Genomic DNA, 15,722 nt, shown 5'->3' with positions numbered 1-15,722 from the left:
CACCTCACTCGATCACCCGGCGGCGGCGGAGGTCGGCGATCTCCTCCTGGGTCAGCCCCAGGACCTCCATCAGGACGTCGTCGGTGTCGGCCCCGAGCAGCGGCCCGGCCGCCGACGCGGGGAACCCGTGCTCGTCGACCTTCCACGGCACCGTCACCACGGCCTGCTCGCCCAGCCACGGATGCTCGGTGGGCGTGGCCACCCCGCGATCCGCGGCCCGCGGGCCGAACAGCGCCGTGTCGTAGCCGGCCACCGCGCTCGCCGGGAGGCCCACCGCGGTCAGCGCCGCGGCCGCCTCGTGGTCCGTCCGTGCCGCGGCCCAGGCGGCGACCGCCGCGTCGAGGCCCGCCGTGCCCGGGGGCACCCCGAGCAGCTCGGCCAGGGCGGCGCGTTCGCGGTCCGTCCGGACCGCCAGCGAGACCCAGGTGTCCTCCGCCCGGCAGGCGAAGGTCCCATAGGGGTGGAAGCGGGCGTGGCCGTTGGCGGGGACGGGCAGTTCGTGGTCGGTCTCCCAACGCAGGATCGGCTCCGCCATGATGCTCAGCAACGCCTCGACCTGCGAGAGGTCGACGTAGCAGCCGCGGCCCGTCCGCCGCCGCCCCACCAGCGCCGCTAGCAGCGCGGCCAGCGCGTGGCCCGCACCGTTGGGGTCCCCCAGCGCGGGATTGTAGGTGCCGATCAGGTGCCCGGCGTCGTACCCCACCAGCGAGTCGAGCCCGGCCAGGCCGGACATCACCGGGGCATAGCCGCGGATCCCGCTCAGCGGACCGGTCTGCCCGAGCAGGGACATCGACACCATCACCAGCCCGGGGTTGCGCGCCCGCAGGGACGCGTAGTCCAGGCCCTTGCGGGTCAGCGCGCCCGGCCGCATGTTCTCCACGACGACGTCGACGTGCTCGGCGAGCCGCCCGATCAGCGCCGCGCCGTCGGGTGCGCCCATGTCGACGGCGACGCTGCGCTTGCCGTGGTTCATCTGGTTGAAGTACGGCGTGACCTCGAGCTCGGGCCCCTCGACCGGCCGCCCGTCGCGCAGCGCCCTGCCCCGCAGGCGGGCCGGGTCCGCGCGCTCCCGGTGCTCGATCTTGAGCACCTCCGCGCCGAGGTCGCGCAGCGCGGCGGTGACCATCGGGCCGGACCAGACCCAGGACAGGTCGAGCACCCGCAGACCGGCCAGCGGCCGCTTGGTGTCGGCGTCGGCCGCGGGCCGGCCCGATCGCCTGCCGCCCGCCTCCGGTGCCGCGTACAGGCGGAACGGGGCGCGGGCTCGGCGACGCCCCCGCGCGTCGGTCGTGAAGAAGCCGCGGTGGGCGAACTGCTCCTCGTCGAGCGCCTCGGCCACGGTGTTCACCGGGGCGACCGGGAACCCGTGTTCCCGACCGGCGGCGAACACCTCGTCCCGGGTGCGGGCGCGGGTCCAGGCGTTGACGTAGCCGTCGACCTCGTCCGCGTGCAGGCGCGCGACCACCCGTGAGTCGTCGTACCCCGGGCGCTTCGCCCAGTCGGGGTCGCCGAGCGCGTCCCGCAGGGCCCGGTACTCGCGCTGGGTCCGGCACATGATCGACACCCAGCCGTCCCGGCAGGGGAACATCTGGCCCGGGTACGAGCCGCCGGACATGGTGGCCCGCGCGCCGTCCCGCTTCCACGGCCGCTCGTAGGGCAGGAAGTTGGACCCGATCTGCCCCACGAAGTAGGACAGGACGTCGGTGGTGCTGACGTCCCAGCGCGACCCCGCCGCCGAGCTCCCCTCCGCGAGCAGCAGGGCCAGCGCCGCCGCGGCGGCGGCCTCGGTCCCGGTGAGGAAGTCCGGCAGGTCGAAGGGGAGGGTCAGCGGCGGCTCGCCGGGCGCGCCGATGCCCCAGGCCATGCCCGACGCAGCGGCGGCGACGATCGGCGCCGAGGGCAGGACCGTCCCGTCCGCCACCCCGGTGCGCAGGCCGGTCACGTCGACCAGCGGGGTCGCGTCGGGCACGTCCCCGAGCAGGTCGGCGGTCAGCCGCGTCAGGGCGCCGTCGACCGCGTCCTCCTCGCGGGAGTCCACGACGACCAGCGCACACCGGCGTGCGACCGCCGCGAGCTCCGCGCGGTCCGCCTCGGTGCGCTTCCCCTCGTGCAGCACGGCCTCGAGGTCGGCGGCGAGCCGGCTCGGGACGTCGGCCACGAGGGGCACGGCGGGCCGGACGACGGTGGCCCCCAACAGGTGCAGCAGCCGCCCGCAGTAGGCGCCCGCCGGTCGGCCCGCGATCTCGAGGACCTCGATCCCGGCGAGGGGGCCCGCGGGCCGGTCGTTCGGTGTCATGGCGGATCCGCTCACCGGCCGGCGGGGAGCCCGGGGCTCCGCGCCGCGCCGTCGTCGGGCGCCGGACCGTCCCCGGCCGGCGCGATGTGGGTGAAGTAGCCCGCGGTCGTCCCGCCGTCGACGGGCAGCAGCACGCCGGTCACGTAGGCGGCGGCGTCCGAGAGCAGGAACAGCGCGGCGGCGGCCTGGTCCGCGCCGGTCGAGAGCCGACCCAGCGGGGTCCTGGCGACCATGGTGTCGCGGATGACGTCCGCCGGGATGTTGCGCCGCAGCAGCGGGGTGTCGACGGCGCCGGGGGCGATGGCGTTCACCCGCACGCCGCGCGGGCCCCAGTCGATGGCCATGCTCCGCACGACGCCGGCGATGCCCGCCTTGGAGGCGGCGTAGTTCGCGCGTTCGCCGTGGCCGCCGAAGGAGTCGACCGACCCGACCGCCACCAGCGCGCCGGCCCCGCGCGGCAGCATCCGGCGGCCCGCGGCCTGAAGGCTGAGGAACGTGCCGGTGAGGTTGACGTCGAGCACGGTGCTCCACCGCTCGTGCGACAGCCGGTCGGCGACGCCCGGCAGCGAGACGCCCGCGCAGGTGACCGCGCCGTGCAGCGGACCGAGCTCCCGCTCGACCGCGGTGAACACCGCGTCGGTCTCCTCCGGGTCCCGGACGTCGAGCGTGTAGGCCCGGGCGTCCGGGAGGTCCGCAGCGACCGACTTCGCGGCGCTCTCGTCCCGGTCGATCACCGCGACCCGGACGCCGTGGGCGCCCGCGAACTCGGCGATCGAGCGGCCGATGCCGGAGCCCCCGCCGGTCACCGCGACGACCGTGCCCGCCAGCCCGAAGTCGATCACCGCCGCCGCTCCAGGACCAGCGCCCGCGGGACCTCGACGGTGCGGGCGGAGAGGTACTCCCCCAGGCCCTTGGCCTGCGGGTCGATCCGGGTGCAGGAAGAGACCCCCTGCTCCAGGTACCCGACCAGGATGAAGTTCAGGGCGCCGAGGTTCGGGAACTCGTGCCGCTCGATGCGCAGTCCCGTCGCCTCGGGCACGAGCTCGACGAGCCGCTCGGCGGTCAGCTCGCGCCGGATCCACGCGTGGATCTCGGGCGTGCGGGCCCACACGCCGAGGTTCGCGATGCCGCCCTTGTCCCCGGAGCGGGTCCCGACAAGGTCGCCCAGCGCGACCCGCGTCGTCGGGCCGCTCGGCACCTCGGGCAGCCGTGGCACGATCGGCTCCGGCGCCGCGCCCGGCTCCCAGAACTCCCAGGCGACGTCCAGCGCGTCGGCCCCGTCGACCAGGACCCGGGGCTGGACGTGCTTCTTCTCCACCAGACAGGGCCACTGGACCCCGAAGAGCCGCTCCTTCTGCGGCGGCGTGGTCAGGTAGAAGCCGGGGATGTTGTTGGTGCCGAGCTGCACGATCCGGTCCGCGAAGCCCGCTCGCCCGACCCTGGCCCGGTCGGCGTCCCGCGCGGTGATCACGACCCACGCGGTCGACTGGGCCTGGTCGCCGTCGGTCTCGGTGACCGGGCCGACCACCGTCCAGCGGAAGGCGTCGAACTCCTCCGGGGCGCCGACGGCGCGCTCGACGGCCCGCCGGAGCCAGGCGACCTTCTGCGCGACGTGGCGGCCCGTGACCCCGACGGTGAGGGTGTTGCGGTAGCCGCCCTCGTAGGTCAGCGAGAGCTTGGTGAGCCCGCCGGGCTCGCGTCCCCGCGTCCCGGACACCAGGACCCGGTCCGGGCCGGCCTGCTCGAGGGCGACCGACGCCAGGTCGACCGTCACGTCGGGGTTGAGGTACTCGCGGCCGCGGACCTCGTAGATGAGCTGGGCGGTGACGGTGTGGGTGTCGACGACCCCGCCGGTGTCCGCCGCCTTCGTGATCACCGACGACCCGTCGGCCGCGATCTCCGCGATCGGCATGCCGGGCAGCCCGAGGTCGGGGTACTCGTCGAACAGGGCGAACTGCCCGCCCGTGACCTGCCCGCAGCACTCGATGAGGTGACCGGCGACGACCGCGCCCGCGAGCCGGTCCCAGTCGTCCCGCGCCCAGCCGAACCGCCAGGCCGCGGGGCCCACGACCAGGGAGGCGTCGGTCATCCGCGGGCACACCACGATGTCGGCCCCGGCCTCCAGCGCGGCGACGATCGGCCAGGCGCCGAGGTAGGCGTTGGCGGTGAGGATCTCGTGGTCGGCGAGGACGAGGTCCTCGCCGGTGTCCACGTTGCGCAGCGCGGCGTCCGGCCCGAGGAGCGTCCCCAGGTCCTCCCGGAGGTCGTCCCCGGTGATGGCCGCGACCCGCAGGGTGACCCCCGCCCGGGCGCACGCGGCCCGGACGGCCTCGGCGCACCCAACGGGGTCCAGGCCGCCCGCGTTGGTCACGACCTTCACCCCGCCCTCGGCGATGCGGGGCAGGTACCGCTCGAGCTGGTCGACGAAGGAGGCGGCGTAGCCGACTCCCCCGCGCAGCTGGTTCTTGCGGAGTACGAGCATGGTCAGCTCGGCGAGGTAGTCGCCGGTGAGGACGTCGACGCCGGTGTCGAGCAGCTCGGCCATCCCGTCGGCCCGGTCGCCGTGGTAGGCGGAGAACTGTCCGACGCGAAGTGAATTGGCTGCAATCTTGGAGCCCATGCCGAGACGGTCGCACCGCGGGGTCCGACGCGTCAAGCCCTCGCGGCGGACCGGGGCCGTTGACAGTAACGATGACGCCGTGCAACCGTTTTGGTGACAGGAAGGGCTCCAATGATGGATGCAGGTGACCGATGTCGGACGACGTCTCCGTCACGACCCTGGTCGGCACCGAGGACTGGATCGACTCCGTCCTCGCCACCCGGCTCACCACGCTGCTCGGGATCCGGCACCCGGTCGTGCAGGCCGGCATGGGCTACCTCGCCCGCCAGGAGCTCGCCGCGGCCGTGAGCGAGGCCGGCGGGCTCGGCGTGATCGGCAGCACCGGGAACCTGTCCCCGGAGGGGCTGCGCGAGGAGATCCGGCAGGTCAAGGCCCTCACCCGGCGCCCCTTCGCGGTGAACCTGCTCTTCCCGCGGCACGACCCGGACAGCGCGGCCGGGGCGCGGCTGGGCGACGAGCTGCGGGACAAGGTCGCGGTGGTGATCGACGAGGGCGTGGCTGTGCTCGGCGCCGGCCTCGGGGTGCCCGACCCCGAGGTGTTCGCCGCGTGCCGGGCGGCGGGCGTGCGCACGATGTGCACGGTCGGCGCGACCCGCCACGCGGAGAAGGCGCAGCAGGCGGGCGCCGACGTCCTCGTCGCGCAGGGGTGGGAGGCGGGCGGGCACAACTCCCGGGTGGCGAGCATGGCGCTGCTCCCCCAGGTCTGTCGGATCGCCCGGGTGCCCGTCGTCGCGGCGGGCGGGATCGGCGGCGGCGCCGGGCTGGTCGCCGCGCTCGCGCTCGGCGCGTCCGGTGCCTACCTCGGCACGGTCTTCGCCGCCTCCGCGGAGGCGCGAGCGCACGAGCGCTACAAGGACGCGGTCCTGGCCGCCGCCGACACCTCGACCGTGGTGACCCGGGCGCACAGCGGCAAGCCCGCGCGCATGGTCCGCAACGCCTTCACCGAGCACTACCGGACGCACCCCGAGGAGATCGGCGCGTTCCCCGAGCAGTGGGAGCGCAACGAACCCCTCGCGGTGGCCGTCCGGGTCGACGGCGACGTCGACCGGGGTCCCATCCCGGCGGGCCAGATCGCCGGGCTCCTCGACCGCCGCGAGCGGGCCGCCGACGTCGTCGAGCGCGTGGTGCGGGAGGCGAGGCACACCCTCGCCGGACTCCACCAGCGGTGACCCACCAGAACCCGGATCCTCCGACGAGGGAGTCGCACCGATGACCGGTGAACCCACGGTGCACGGCGGACACGCCGCGCCCACCACGGTCTCGGCCCGCCGCGTCGCGTTCGCGAGCGTGGCCGGCACGACCATGGAGTTCTACGACTTCACCATCTACGGCCTGGCCTCGGCACTGGTGTTCGGCCACGTCTTCTTCCCCATCGTGAGCCCGACGATCGGCCTGCTGTCGTCCTTCGCGACCTTCGGCGTCGGTTTCGTCGCGCGCCCGCTCGGCGGCATTGTCTTCGGGCACCTGGGCGACCGCATCGGCCGCAAGCGAGTACTCGTCGCGACCCTGCTGCTGATGGGTGGGGCGACCGTCCTGATCGGCTGCCTCCCCGGGTTCGCGACCATCGGCTTCTGGGCGCCGATGCTGCTGGTTGTGCTCCGGCTGTTGCAGGGGCTCGCCTACGGCGGCGAGTGGGGCGGGGCCGTGCTCATGTCCTTCGAGCACGTCCCGCCCGGGCGACGCGGCTTCTACTCCAGCCTGCCGCAGACGGGTCTGTCCGTCGGGTCGCTGCTGGGCAACCTCGCGTTCCTGCTCGTGGCCCTGCTGCCGGAGGAGCAACTGCTCTCGTGGGGCTGGCGGATCCCGTTCTGGGTCGGCGCCGTGCTGGTGGTCGTCGGCCTCGTCATCCGCTGGAAGATCGCCGAGAGCCCCGAGTTCGTCGAGAACCGGGAGGCCGACGAGCTGCCCCGGCTGCCCCTCCTCGACGTCCTGCGCCGCTACCCGTGGCAGGTCCTGCTCGCGACGGTCCTGATGGCGGGGATCTCGGTGGCGACCTACCTCAACCTGACCTACAGCGTCAGCTTCACCGCGCGGATCGGGGTCGCCCACTGGCTGGTGCTCACCGGGATCCTGGTCAGCAACGGCATCCAGCTCGTGGTGGTGCCGCTGTCCGGGGCGTTGTCCGACCGGTACGGCCGGCGGCGGCTCGTCGTGACGGGCGTGGTGGTCTGGGCGGCCCTGAGCCTGGCGTTCTTCCCCGCGCTCACGACCGGCGAGCCCGTCCTGGTCGTGCTCGCATACGTCCTGCCCTACGGCATCGGCTACTCGATCGCGCAGGGGCCGATCCCGTCGATGTTCGCCGAGTCCTTCGACAGCCGGGTGGGCTACTCGGGGATCTCACTCGGCTTCCAGCTCGGCAACACCGTCGGGGGGTTCGCCCCGTTCCTCGCCGCGCTGGTCTACGAGGCCATCGGCACCACGTGGCTCGGGGTGCTGATGAGCCTGCTCCTGCTCCTGGCCGGGGTGTGCACCGTGGCGCTGACCCGGCTCGGCGCCCAGCCGCGGGTCGGCGCCCCCGCGGCCTGACGCCGGCTCAGGCCCGGACCGGGAGCGCGGCGAGGATGTCCTGGGATGCGTTCCTTGGCGTCGCCGAAGAGCATCTGGGTGTTGTCCCGGAAGAATAGCGGGTTCTGCACCCCGCGTACCCGGTGGCCATGGACCGCTGAACACGATCACGTCCTTGGCCTCCCACACCCGCAACACCTGCATCCCCGCAATCGGCGAGCCCGGGTCCTCCGAGGCGGCCGGGTTGACCGTGTCGTTCGCCCCGATGACCAACACGACGTCCGTGACAGCGAGATCATCGTTGATCTCGTCCATCGACCTCGACGTGCTGGCCGACGGCGCACGAGGGTCGTCATCGCCCGCACGGTCACCTCCATCCCGCGCAGACCCCCTGCCAGCGGGTGCCTGAAGTGCGCCCGGGCGGAGGCGAGCACGACCCGGTCCTGCGCGACCGGGGGATGCCGAGGAAGGCGCCGGCCACGAGCGCGGCGATGACCCCACAGGCGTCTCCCTGACCAGCCGCCGCCCCGGCCCGTCCGCCGAAGGACCGGGGCGCACGCACGACACCACCGGGCGCCGGGCCGCGGACCTGGTCAGCCGAGTGAGGCGGCCAGCTCGTCGGCGTGGAAGGGCTGGTGGGCGAGCATCCCGCCGTCGACCGGGATCGTCTGCGCGGTGATGTAGCGCGAGGCCGGGGTGCCGAGGAAGTACACCAGCTCGGCGATGTCGTCCGGGGTCCCAGCGTAGGGCAGCAGGACGTGCTTGAGCACCCGGCCCAGGCCCTCGCCGCCGTCGTCGTGCAAGGCCGCGGATTGGGCGGTACGGATCAGGCCGGGCCGGACCGCGTTGCACCGCACGCCGTGTCGACCGTAGGCGGTGGCCACGTAGCGGGTCAGCGCCTCGACCCCCGCCTTGGACGCGCCGTAGGCCGCGAGACCCAGCGCGCCTCCCGCCGCTCGCGTCGAGGACATGTTGACGATCGAGCCGCCGCCCTGGCGCACCATCTGCGGCAGCACGTACTTGCAGCCGAGCATGACCCCGCGCAGGTTGATCTCGAAGATGCGGTCCCAGAGCTCCGGGTCGATCTCGACCGCGTGGCTGTCCCCCTCGTAGAGGTGGGTGGCCGCGGCGTTGTTGTGCAGGACGTCGATCCGTCCGTAGCGCTCGACCGCCGCCTCGGCGAGGGCTGCGAAGGACTCCGGCCGGCGCACGTCGAGCGGCTGGTAGAAGGCCTGCCCGCCGGCGGCGATGATCGCCTCGACGGTCCGCTCGCCCGCCTCCGGGGCGATGTCCGCGACGATGACGCGCGCCCCGCGACCCGCGAACAGCTCGGCGGTCCGGGATCCGATCCCCCCGCCCGCTCCCGTGACGACGGCGACGAGTCCCTGCTCTGCGCCCACATCTCCTCCTCGTCGAGGTGCTCCGGCAGTATTGCAGCCAATTCTGGCTGCGCTGTGGCACCTGTCAAGTCGTTGGTGCAAGTGTCTCCAATCTTGGCGCCAAGCTGTTACTGTGCGGAATGGGGCCGCGAGCCCCGCACCACGCACATCGCATCCCAGGAGAAGGGATCCACCGGTGGTCCACATCGACCTCACCGACGAGGAACAACGGCTCAAGAAGCGGATCGTGCTCTCCGAGCGGCGCGGCCACGTCCTCGTCGTCACGATGAACCGCCCCGAGCGGCGCAACGCCCTGGGCCGGGTCATGCGGCAGGGCCTGCGCGAGGCCTTCGACGAGTTCGAGGCCGACCCCGAGCTGCGCTGCGCGGTTCTCACCGGCGACGGCCCCGTCTTCTCCGCCGGGGGCGACCTCAAGGAGATGGCCGAGTCCGCTATGCGGGTCCCCCCGCCGGACTCCGACATCATGATCAGCAGCAGGGGCTCGGTCTCCAAGCCGGTCGTGGCCGCCGTCAACGGCCCCGCCCTGGCGGGCGGCTTCCGCCTGGTGCAGGACTGCGACCTGGCGGTGGCGTCCGAGCAGGCCCGCTTCGCCATCACCGAGGTGCTGCGCGGCCGGGGTGCCCCGTGGGCGGCGCCCTTGATCGACATCGTGCCCAAGCGGATCATGGCGGAGCTGCTGCTGACCGGGGAGCCGATCGGTGCGCGGCGGGCGTACGAGGTCGGTCTGGTCAACGCCGTCGTGCCCGCCGAGTCCCTCCTCGAGGCCGCCGTCGACCTCGCGCAACGCATCGCGGCCGCCGCCCCGCTGAGCGTCCGGGCGGCGAAGACCCTCGTCGGGCTCTGCACGGAGATGGGCACCACGCAGGCCGAGCGGTGCGCGGACATCGCCTACGAGCGGGTCTACACGAGCAACGACGCGCAGGAGGGCCCGCGGGCCTTCGCCGAGAAGCGCGCACCGGTCTGGACCGGCAAGTGAGCCCCTGCGTCCCCCTCGGTCGACACCGCCCCCTCCACGCCACCCCTCGGAAGGAAGCACGATGACGATTCGCCCCTACCCCCACCAGCAGGACCGCGCCGACCTCCGGCAGGCGGTCCGCAAGATGTGTGCCCAGTTCGGCCCCGACTACTGGGACGAGCACGACCGGACCTCGACGTTCCCCCGCGAGTTCACGCAGGCCTTCGCGGACGCGGGCTTCAAGGGGATCATCATCCCCGAGGAGTACGGCGGCGGGGGCGGCACGATGGGCGACCTGCTCGCCGTCATGGAGGAGGTCACCTCGAGCGGCGGGGGCAACAACGCCTCCAGCAGCGTGCAGATCCCGCTGCTGTGCGTCCCGACCCTGCTGGCCTTCGGCACCGAGGAGCAGAAGCGCGCGTTCCTGCCGCGCATCGCCTCCGGCGAGCTGTTCGTGACCTTCGGGGTCACCGAGCCCGATGCGGGCACCGACACTACGAAGATCACGACGACAGCCACCCCGGTCGACGGCGGGTGGAGCGTGACCGGCACCAAGGTCTGGAACTCCGGCGCCCTCGAGGGCCACAAGATCATGATGCTGGTCCGGACCTCGCGTCCCGAGCCCGGCGGGCGCAAGGGCGACGGCCTGACCCTGTTCCTTACCGACCTGCAGGTCCCGACGATCGACATCAAGCCGATCCCCAAGATCGGTCGCAACGCGGTGCCGTCGGCCGAGCTGTTCATCTCCGACCACCACGTGCGGCACGACGAGGTCGTCGGCGAAGTCGGCCAGGGCTTCTACCACCTCCTGCACAGCCTCAACGGCGAGCGGCTGATCCTGTCCGCGGTAGCCCTCGGGATGGGCCGGTGGGCGATCGAGAACGCGACCCGCTACGCCACGGAGCGGCAGGTGTTCGGCCGCCAGATCGGTCGGAACCAGGCCGTCGCGCACCCGCTGGCCCGGGGCTACCTGAACCTGCTCGGCGCGGCCGAGGTCCTCAACCGGGCCGCCACCGAGTACGAGCTCAAGGGCGCGGGGGCCATCGGCAGCCTGGCGAACGCCGCGAAGTACCTGACGACGGAGGCCGCCTTCGCCGCGTCCGACGACGCCATGCAGGTCTTCGGCGGCTACTCCTTCGCCCGCGAGTACAACATCGGCCGGCACTGGATCGAGTCGCGGCTCCAGCGGATCGCCCCGATCAACAACCAGATGGTGCTGAACTTCGTGGCCGAGCGCGACCTCGGCCTGCCGCGGAGCTACTGACCCTGCACGACGACGAGCCCGCACGCCTTCGGGCGTGCGGGCTCGTTCGTCGTGGGAGTCAGCCGACCACGGCCGGGGTCGCGGTTCGCCGCCGGGTAGCGGTCGCCCAGTACAGCCCCATGAGACCGGCCGCGACGGCGAAGAGTACCGCCCCGAGCGAGACGGCGGAGACGTAGCTGCCGCTCGCGTCCCGCAGGAGGCTGAACAGGTACGGCCCGCCGAACCCGCCGATCGCGTTGACCACGTAGACGGCGGCGAACAGGGTGCCGAAATGCGCGCGCCCGTGGTCGCGGAGCATGAAGTAGGCGATGATGTCGCCCTCCGCACCCTGGCTGACGGCCACCAGCATCGCGGCCACGATGACCACCACGGCCGGCAGGAGCGCAGCGTTGGCGAGCCCCACCGCCCCCAGAGCGGACAGGGTGAAGGTGCCGATCGCGACCGGATAGCGCAGGACCGCGTCGAGCAGGGCGCCCGTGCCGAGCCTGCCGACGATGACGCCCACCGTGATCAAGGTCGTCGCCGTCGTCGCAAGGGCCACGTCGAAGCCGCCGTCGAGCATGATCGGCTGCATGTTGGCGAGGAAGCCCTGCGTGGTGCCGTAGGCCAGCAATGAGCTGAGCGCGAAGATCCAGAACCGGTAGGAGCACAGGACCGCCCGCACCCCGGTGCCGCCGCGGGCACCCGCCCCCGGGGAGGCCACGACGTCGGCGGCCACCGGACGGGACCGGAGCCCGATCAGCACGGCGGGCAGCGCCACGACCAGGACGAACCCGGCGAGCAGCAGGTAGCCCGCCTTCCAGCCGAAGGTGTAGACGACCACGGCGACGAGCGGCACACCGAGCAGCGGCGCGGCCGCGCCGCCCGCGCCGACCAGGCCGAATGCCTTGCCCGCGCCCTTGTCGAACCAGGTCGCGACGGCGCGGTTGATCGGGACCAGGTACCCGACGGCACCGAACACGCCCATCAGCACGGCCATGCCGTAGTAGGCGGCCAGGTTGACCGGGGTGACCGCGAAGACCACCAGGACGGCCGCATAGAGGACGAGGCCCGGTGCCACGACCCGGCGGGCGCCGAAGCGGTCCGCCAGCCGGCCCGCGACCGGGCTGAGCGCGGCGAAGAGGGTGGTGAGCAGGGGCGAGATGAGGACCTGGCTGGTGCTCCAGCCCGTGGCCTCGGCCGTCGGCCGCACGAAGACGCTGGCCGTGGTGAGCAGGAGGACCGGTCCCCCGCCGTAGGCGAGCGCGGCGGCGAGGACCACAGGCCACCCGTCCCGCCACTCGGCGCGTTCGGCCCCGTCGGCCCCGCCCGGTCGGCCCGTCACGGCTGCCCGCCGCGGCGCTCGTGGTAGCGGGCGGTCGCCTCGGCCTGCGACCGCGCCGTGGTGTCGGCGCCGGCCGTGCCGCTGGCCAGGACCCGACCGACGCTGGCCTCGAGCGGTTCGAGCTGACCGTTCAGCTGGGGCATGACCTCCTCGGCGAACAGCTCGTAGCTGCGCAGCGTCGCGGGCCACCGGGCGTAGTCGGAGCCTTGGAAGAGGTACGTGCCGAAGCCGCCGGACTTCTCGTGGAGCCGCTCGAGCTGCGCCACGGCCATGTCCGGCGTGCCCACGACGCCGCGGCCGGACTCGTTGAGCACGTCGACCAACTCGTCGACGGTGTCGAAGCGCCCGAGGGAGGTGGGCGTGATGTGGGCCAGATAGTTCAGCAACCAGGGCATGCCGTAGGCGACGTCCCGCTTCGCCTGCTCCAGGGTCTCCGCGACGTGCATCGGGCCGAGCAGCCGCCAGTTCTCGCGGGTGGGGACGTGCCCGTGTTGCGCGGCCTCGGCCTGCACGATCTCCCAGTGGCCCGCGAGTCGCTCGATCCCGACGGGGTCCGTCGCGGCCAGCGACAGAAGGCTGGTCCCGAAGCGCCCGGCCAGCGCCGGGCCCGTCGCGGACACCGCGGCGGTGACAGCGATCTCGAAGTCGGAGTAGCGCGGGAGCTGCAGCACCGCGTCCTGCAGGGTGAACCAGTCGGTCTTGGCGGTGACCGTCCCACCCTGGAAGAGCCGGAGGATGACCTCCAGCGCCTCCTCCATGCGGCCGCGCTGCGTCGAGGGCTCGATGCCGATCATCGTGGCGTCCTCGAGCAGCTGACCCGGCCCCACCCCGAACATCATCCGCCCGCGGGTCAGGTGGTCCAGCTGCACGATCCGGTCGGCGAGGATGAACGGCTGGTGGTACGGAAGCGACGACACCCCGGTGCCAAGCCGGATCGACGTGGTGCGCTGGGCCGCCGCGGCGATCATCACCTCGGGGGAGGCGATGGTCTCCACCCCGCCGGAGTGGTGCTCGCCGAACCAGATCTCGTCGAAGCCGAGCCCGTCCAGGTGCGCGGCGAGCTCGAGGTCCCGCTGCATCGCGAGCGTGGGGTTCACCCCGATGCGGTGGTAGGGGCCGAGGAACACGCCGAAGCGCATGCGCCGGGGGTCAGCGGTCATTGCTGTCTCCTCTGCGAGTCGTGGAGCGGGTCGGTCATCTCGGCGACCCGCGCGTCCCGACGCCCGCGGCGCGGTCGTCGAGACCCTCCCACCTCAGCAGCCGCACGGTTGATAGTCAACTATTTTGGCTCCAATTATCCCGCCGCCATAGCCTTCACCCGACCCTGCACCGTCGTGAGCGGCTAGACTGTCGGAGCCAGGATCGTCTCCAAGGAGGTTGGCCGCCCGTGTCACCAGCGAGAGCCGCGACCAAGGCCGCCGCAGGCACCCCTGCGCGCCGCGGCGGCGCCGTGGAGCGGGCGACGGACGCGATCCGCGACCTGATCCTCACCCGCGTGCTGCTCCCGGGCCAGCAGCTGATCCAGGACGACCTGGCCGAGCGCATCGGGCTGAGCCGAGGCCCGATGCGCGAGGCGCTGCGCGCGCTCAGCCAGGACGGGCTGATCTCCTACAGCCCGAACCGCGGTTACTCGGTGACCCGCTTCAACCTCGCCGAGATGACGCAGATGTACACGCTGCGGGACCTCATCGAGAGCCAGGTCCTGCGGACCCTGCCCGAGCCCACGGCCAAGCAGCTGAGGGCCCTCCGCACGGTGAACGAGAAGATCAAGAACCCGGACGTGTCCGTGGCGGAGGCGATGCGCCTCAACCGGGACTTCCACTTCCAGATCTTCAACGCCTCCGACCAGCAGCTCCTCGTGCGCGAGCTCGACCGGTGGTGGGACATGTCGATGTCCTACATGGTCATGGGTATCGGCATCTGGGCCGAGCGCGCGGAGATGATGGGAGCTGCGCACGACAACCAGATCGAGGCCTGGGCCGAGCACGACAACGAGCGCCTGGTCGAGCTCTGTCGCGAGCACCGCTGGGTGTCGCTGAAGCGACTGTCCAGCCTCGTCTGATCTGACATCGGGCGGTCGCGCCCGCGCACTCGTGCGAAGTGCGACAACCGCGATCACCCGGGGTCGCGCATCCCTCACGGCCAGCGCGCCCTCACCGACCTCGGTGAGATCCGCGCCCTCGTGGGCGAGAAGCTCGGCACGTCCGAGTGGCTGACCGTCGAACAGAGCCACATCGACCTGTTCGCCGAGACCACCGGTGACCACCAGTGGATCAACGTCGACCCCGCCCGTGCGGCGGAGGGGCAGTTTGGGACGACCATCGTGCACGGGTTCCTGACCCTGTCGCTGCTGCCCGTGCTCGCCGCCTCGACCTACGAGGTCGGGAAGAAGCGGATGGGGATCAACTACGGCCCGACCAAGATCCGCTTAACCGCGCCCGTCCCCGCCGGGAGCCGGGTCCGGGCCACGGCCGAGCTCGTCGCCGCCGAGGCACCGCCATGCACCGAGCGACACGGGGCAGCATGGCCCGGGGTAAGTCCTATCCAGATCTCGCAACGCTCTACGGCCGCGGGGACGAGGAGAACGGCTTGATCGACCCGGACAACAAGGAGAGGAGATCACCCGCCCGATCCCGTCGCTGGTCAGCGCGCCGGACGACATCGCCAGCGAGAAGGAGCCCTCGACCGAGCCACAGTTCGCCCCGTGTGAGCCCGGCGGCTCGATGTGGTTCACCGAGGTCGGCGGCTCCCGCGTGGGCGAGCTCGAGCCCTGATCACCCACGTCGTGCCGAGAATGCCGGCCGCTCGCTCCTCGCGGGCGGCCGGTTCTCGCGCGTGGCCATGCATGGCGCGAACTGCAACAACCCCTCCGACGACGACCGACAAGGCTGCCTCCATGCGCGTCTTCAACGACCTCGACGAGATCCGTGCCCTGGTGGGCGAGAAGCTCGGGACCTCCGAGTGGCTGACCGTCGAGCAAAGCCACATCGACCTCTTCGCGGACGCCACCGGGGACCACCAGTGGATCCACGTGGACGCCGACCGCGCGGCGGAGGGCCCCTTCGGCACCACCATTGCGCACGGCTTCCTCACCCTGTCCCTGCTGCCGGTGCTGGCGGCTTCGACGTACCACATCGAGAAGAAACGGATGGGCATCAACTACGGACTGAACAAGGTGCGTTTCACCGCGCCGGTCCCCGTCGGCAGTCGGGTCCGTGCGTCGGCCGAACTCGTCGCCGCAGAGGACACCAAGGACGGCGGCGTGCAGCTCGCGACCGCGTTCGTGGTCGAACTGGAGGGATCCGAACGGCCTGCCGTCGTGGCCGAGTGGCTCGTCCGCTACTACGTCTGAGCACGT

13 protein-coding genes and 1 pseudogene are annotated in these 15,722 nt (G+C 72.6%); 7 read left to right on the top strand and 7 right to left on the bottom strand.

Features of this window, described 5'->3' with window-relative positions:
• Positions 1 to 4: 4 nt before the first annotated feature.
• Genes LWC33_RS06535 through LWC33_RS06525 form a run of 3 tightly spaced genes read right to left on the bottom strand, consistent with a single transcriptional unit; the run spans position 5 to position 4,916 of the window.
• On the bottom strand, positions 5 to 2,296 hold the full coding sequence (locus LWC33_RS06535; protein ID WP_233303321.1) for a CaiB/BaiF CoA-transferase family protein: 2,292 nt from the start codon (positions 2,294 to 2,296) through the stop codon (positions 5 to 7).
• Between the two features lie 11 nt (positions 2,297 to 2,307).
• On the bottom strand, positions 2,308 to 3,138 hold the full coding sequence (locus LWC33_RS06530) for an SDR family NAD(P)-dependent oxidoreductase (RefSeq protein WP_233303320.1): 831 nt from the start codon (positions 3,136 to 3,138) through the stop codon (positions 2,308 to 2,310).
• Positions 3,135 to 4,916, bottom strand: coding sequence for an acyclic terpene utilization AtuA family protein (locus LWC33_RS06525; RefSeq protein WP_233303319.1), 1,782 nt, complete (start codon positions 4,914 to 4,916; stop codon positions 3,135 to 3,137). The genes LWC33_RS06530 and LWC33_RS06525 overlap by 4 nt, the downstream gene beginning before the upstream one ends.
• 131 nt (positions 4,917 to 5,047) lie before the next feature.
• Here LWC33_RS06525 and LWC33_RS06520 point away from each other — a divergent pair, with 131 nt between their 5' ends.
• Together LWC33_RS06520 and LWC33_RS06515 are read left to right on the top strand one after the other, a co-directional pair.
• Complete coding sequence (locus tag LWC33_RS06520) at positions 5,048 to 6,085, top strand: NAD(P)H-dependent flavin oxidoreductase (protein ID WP_233303318.1); 1,038 nt, start codon at positions 5,048 to 5,050, stop codon at positions 6,083 to 6,085.
• A 40-nt stretch (positions 6,086 to 6,125) separates the two neighbouring features.
• Positions 6,126 to 7,442 carry an MFS transporter gene (locus LWC33_RS06515; RefSeq protein ID WP_233303317.1) on the top strand — a complete coding sequence of 439 codons (1,317 nt, stop codon included), beginning with the start codon at positions 6,126 to 6,128 and terminating at the stop codon, positions 7,440 to 7,442.
• Positions 7,443 to 7,637: 195 nt separating this feature from the next.
• Here the strand turns inward: LWC33_RS06515 and LWC33_RS34900 are convergent.
• Together LWC33_RS34900 and LWC33_RS06505 are read right to left on the bottom strand one after the other, a co-directional pair.
• Positions 7,638 to 7,736 (bottom strand): annotated as a pseudogene (locus LWC33_RS34900) (NAD(P)(+) transhydrogenase (Re/Si-specific) subunit beta); the annotation flags it as partial.
• Positions 7,737 to 8,014: 278 nt separating this feature from the next.
• Positions 8,015 to 8,821 (bottom strand): SDR family NAD(P)-dependent oxidoreductase, encoded by an 807-nt coding sequence (locus tag LWC33_RS06505; RefSeq protein WP_233303316.1) that lies wholly within the window; start codon positions 8,819 to 8,821, stop codon positions 8,015 to 8,017.
• A gap of 175 nt (positions 8,822 to 8,996) precedes the next feature.
• Between LWC33_RS06505 and LWC33_RS06500 the strand changes: the two genes are divergently transcribed.
• Together LWC33_RS06500 and LWC33_RS06495 are read left to right on the top strand one after the other, a co-directional pair.
• On the top strand, positions 8,997 to 9,797 hold the full coding sequence (locus LWC33_RS06500) for an enoyl-CoA hydratase/isomerase family protein (protein ID WP_233303315.1): 801 nt from the start codon (positions 8,997 to 8,999) through the stop codon (positions 9,795 to 9,797).
• A gap of 61 nt (positions 9,798 to 9,858) precedes the next feature.
• Entirely contained in the window at positions 9,859 to 11,040 is a 1,182-nt protein-coding gene (locus LWC33_RS06495) for an acyl-CoA dehydrogenase family protein (RefSeq protein ID WP_233303314.1), read from the top strand.
• Between the two features lie 58 nt (positions 11,041 to 11,098).
• Here the strand turns inward: LWC33_RS06495 and LWC33_RS06490 are convergent, their stop codons facing one another.
• Together LWC33_RS06490 and LWC33_RS06485 are read right to left on the bottom strand one after the other, a co-directional pair.
• Complete coding sequence (locus LWC33_RS06490; protein WP_233303313.1) at positions 11,099 to 12,364, bottom strand: MFS transporter; 1,266 nt, start codon at positions 12,362 to 12,364, stop codon at positions 11,099 to 11,101.
• Entirely contained in the window at positions 12,361 to 13,524 is a 1,164-nt protein-coding gene (locus tag LWC33_RS06485; protein WP_233303312.1) for an LLM class flavin-dependent oxidoreductase, read from the bottom strand. Before LWC33_RS06485 ends, LWC33_RS06490 begins: the two co-directional genes overlap by 4 nt.
• Before the next feature lie 227 nt (positions 13,525 to 13,751).
• On the opposite strand from LWC33_RS06485, the gene LWC33_RS06480 reads away from it, so the two are divergent.
• From LWC33_RS06480 to LWC33_RS06470, 3 genes are all read left to right on the top strand, one after another.
• Positions 13,752 to 14,426, top strand: coding sequence for a GntR family transcriptional regulator (locus LWC33_RS06480; RefSeq protein ID WP_233303311.1), 675 nt, complete (start codon positions 13,752 to 13,754; stop codon positions 14,424 to 14,426).
• Positions 14,427 to 14,546: 120 nt separating this feature from the next.
• Positions 14,547 to 14,957, top strand: coding sequence for a MaoC family dehydratase (locus tag LWC33_RS06475; RefSeq protein ID WP_233303310.1), 411 nt, complete (start codon positions 14,547 to 14,549; stop codon positions 14,955 to 14,957).
• Positions 14,958 to 15,260: 303 nt separating this feature from the next.
• Entirely contained in the window at positions 15,261 to 15,716 is a 456-nt protein-coding gene (locus LWC33_RS06470; protein WP_233303309.1) for a MaoC family dehydratase, read from the top strand.
• Positions 15,717 to 15,722 lie beyond the last annotated feature (6 nt).

It is taken from the genome of Pseudonocardia terrae, assembly GCF_021343995.1.
GTDB classification, from domain to species: domain Bacteria; phylum Actinomycetota; class Actinomycetes; order Mycobacteriales; family Pseudonocardiaceae; genus Pseudonocardia; species Pseudonocardia terrae.
This window is presented reverse-complemented; position numbering and strand designations above follow the sequence as displayed.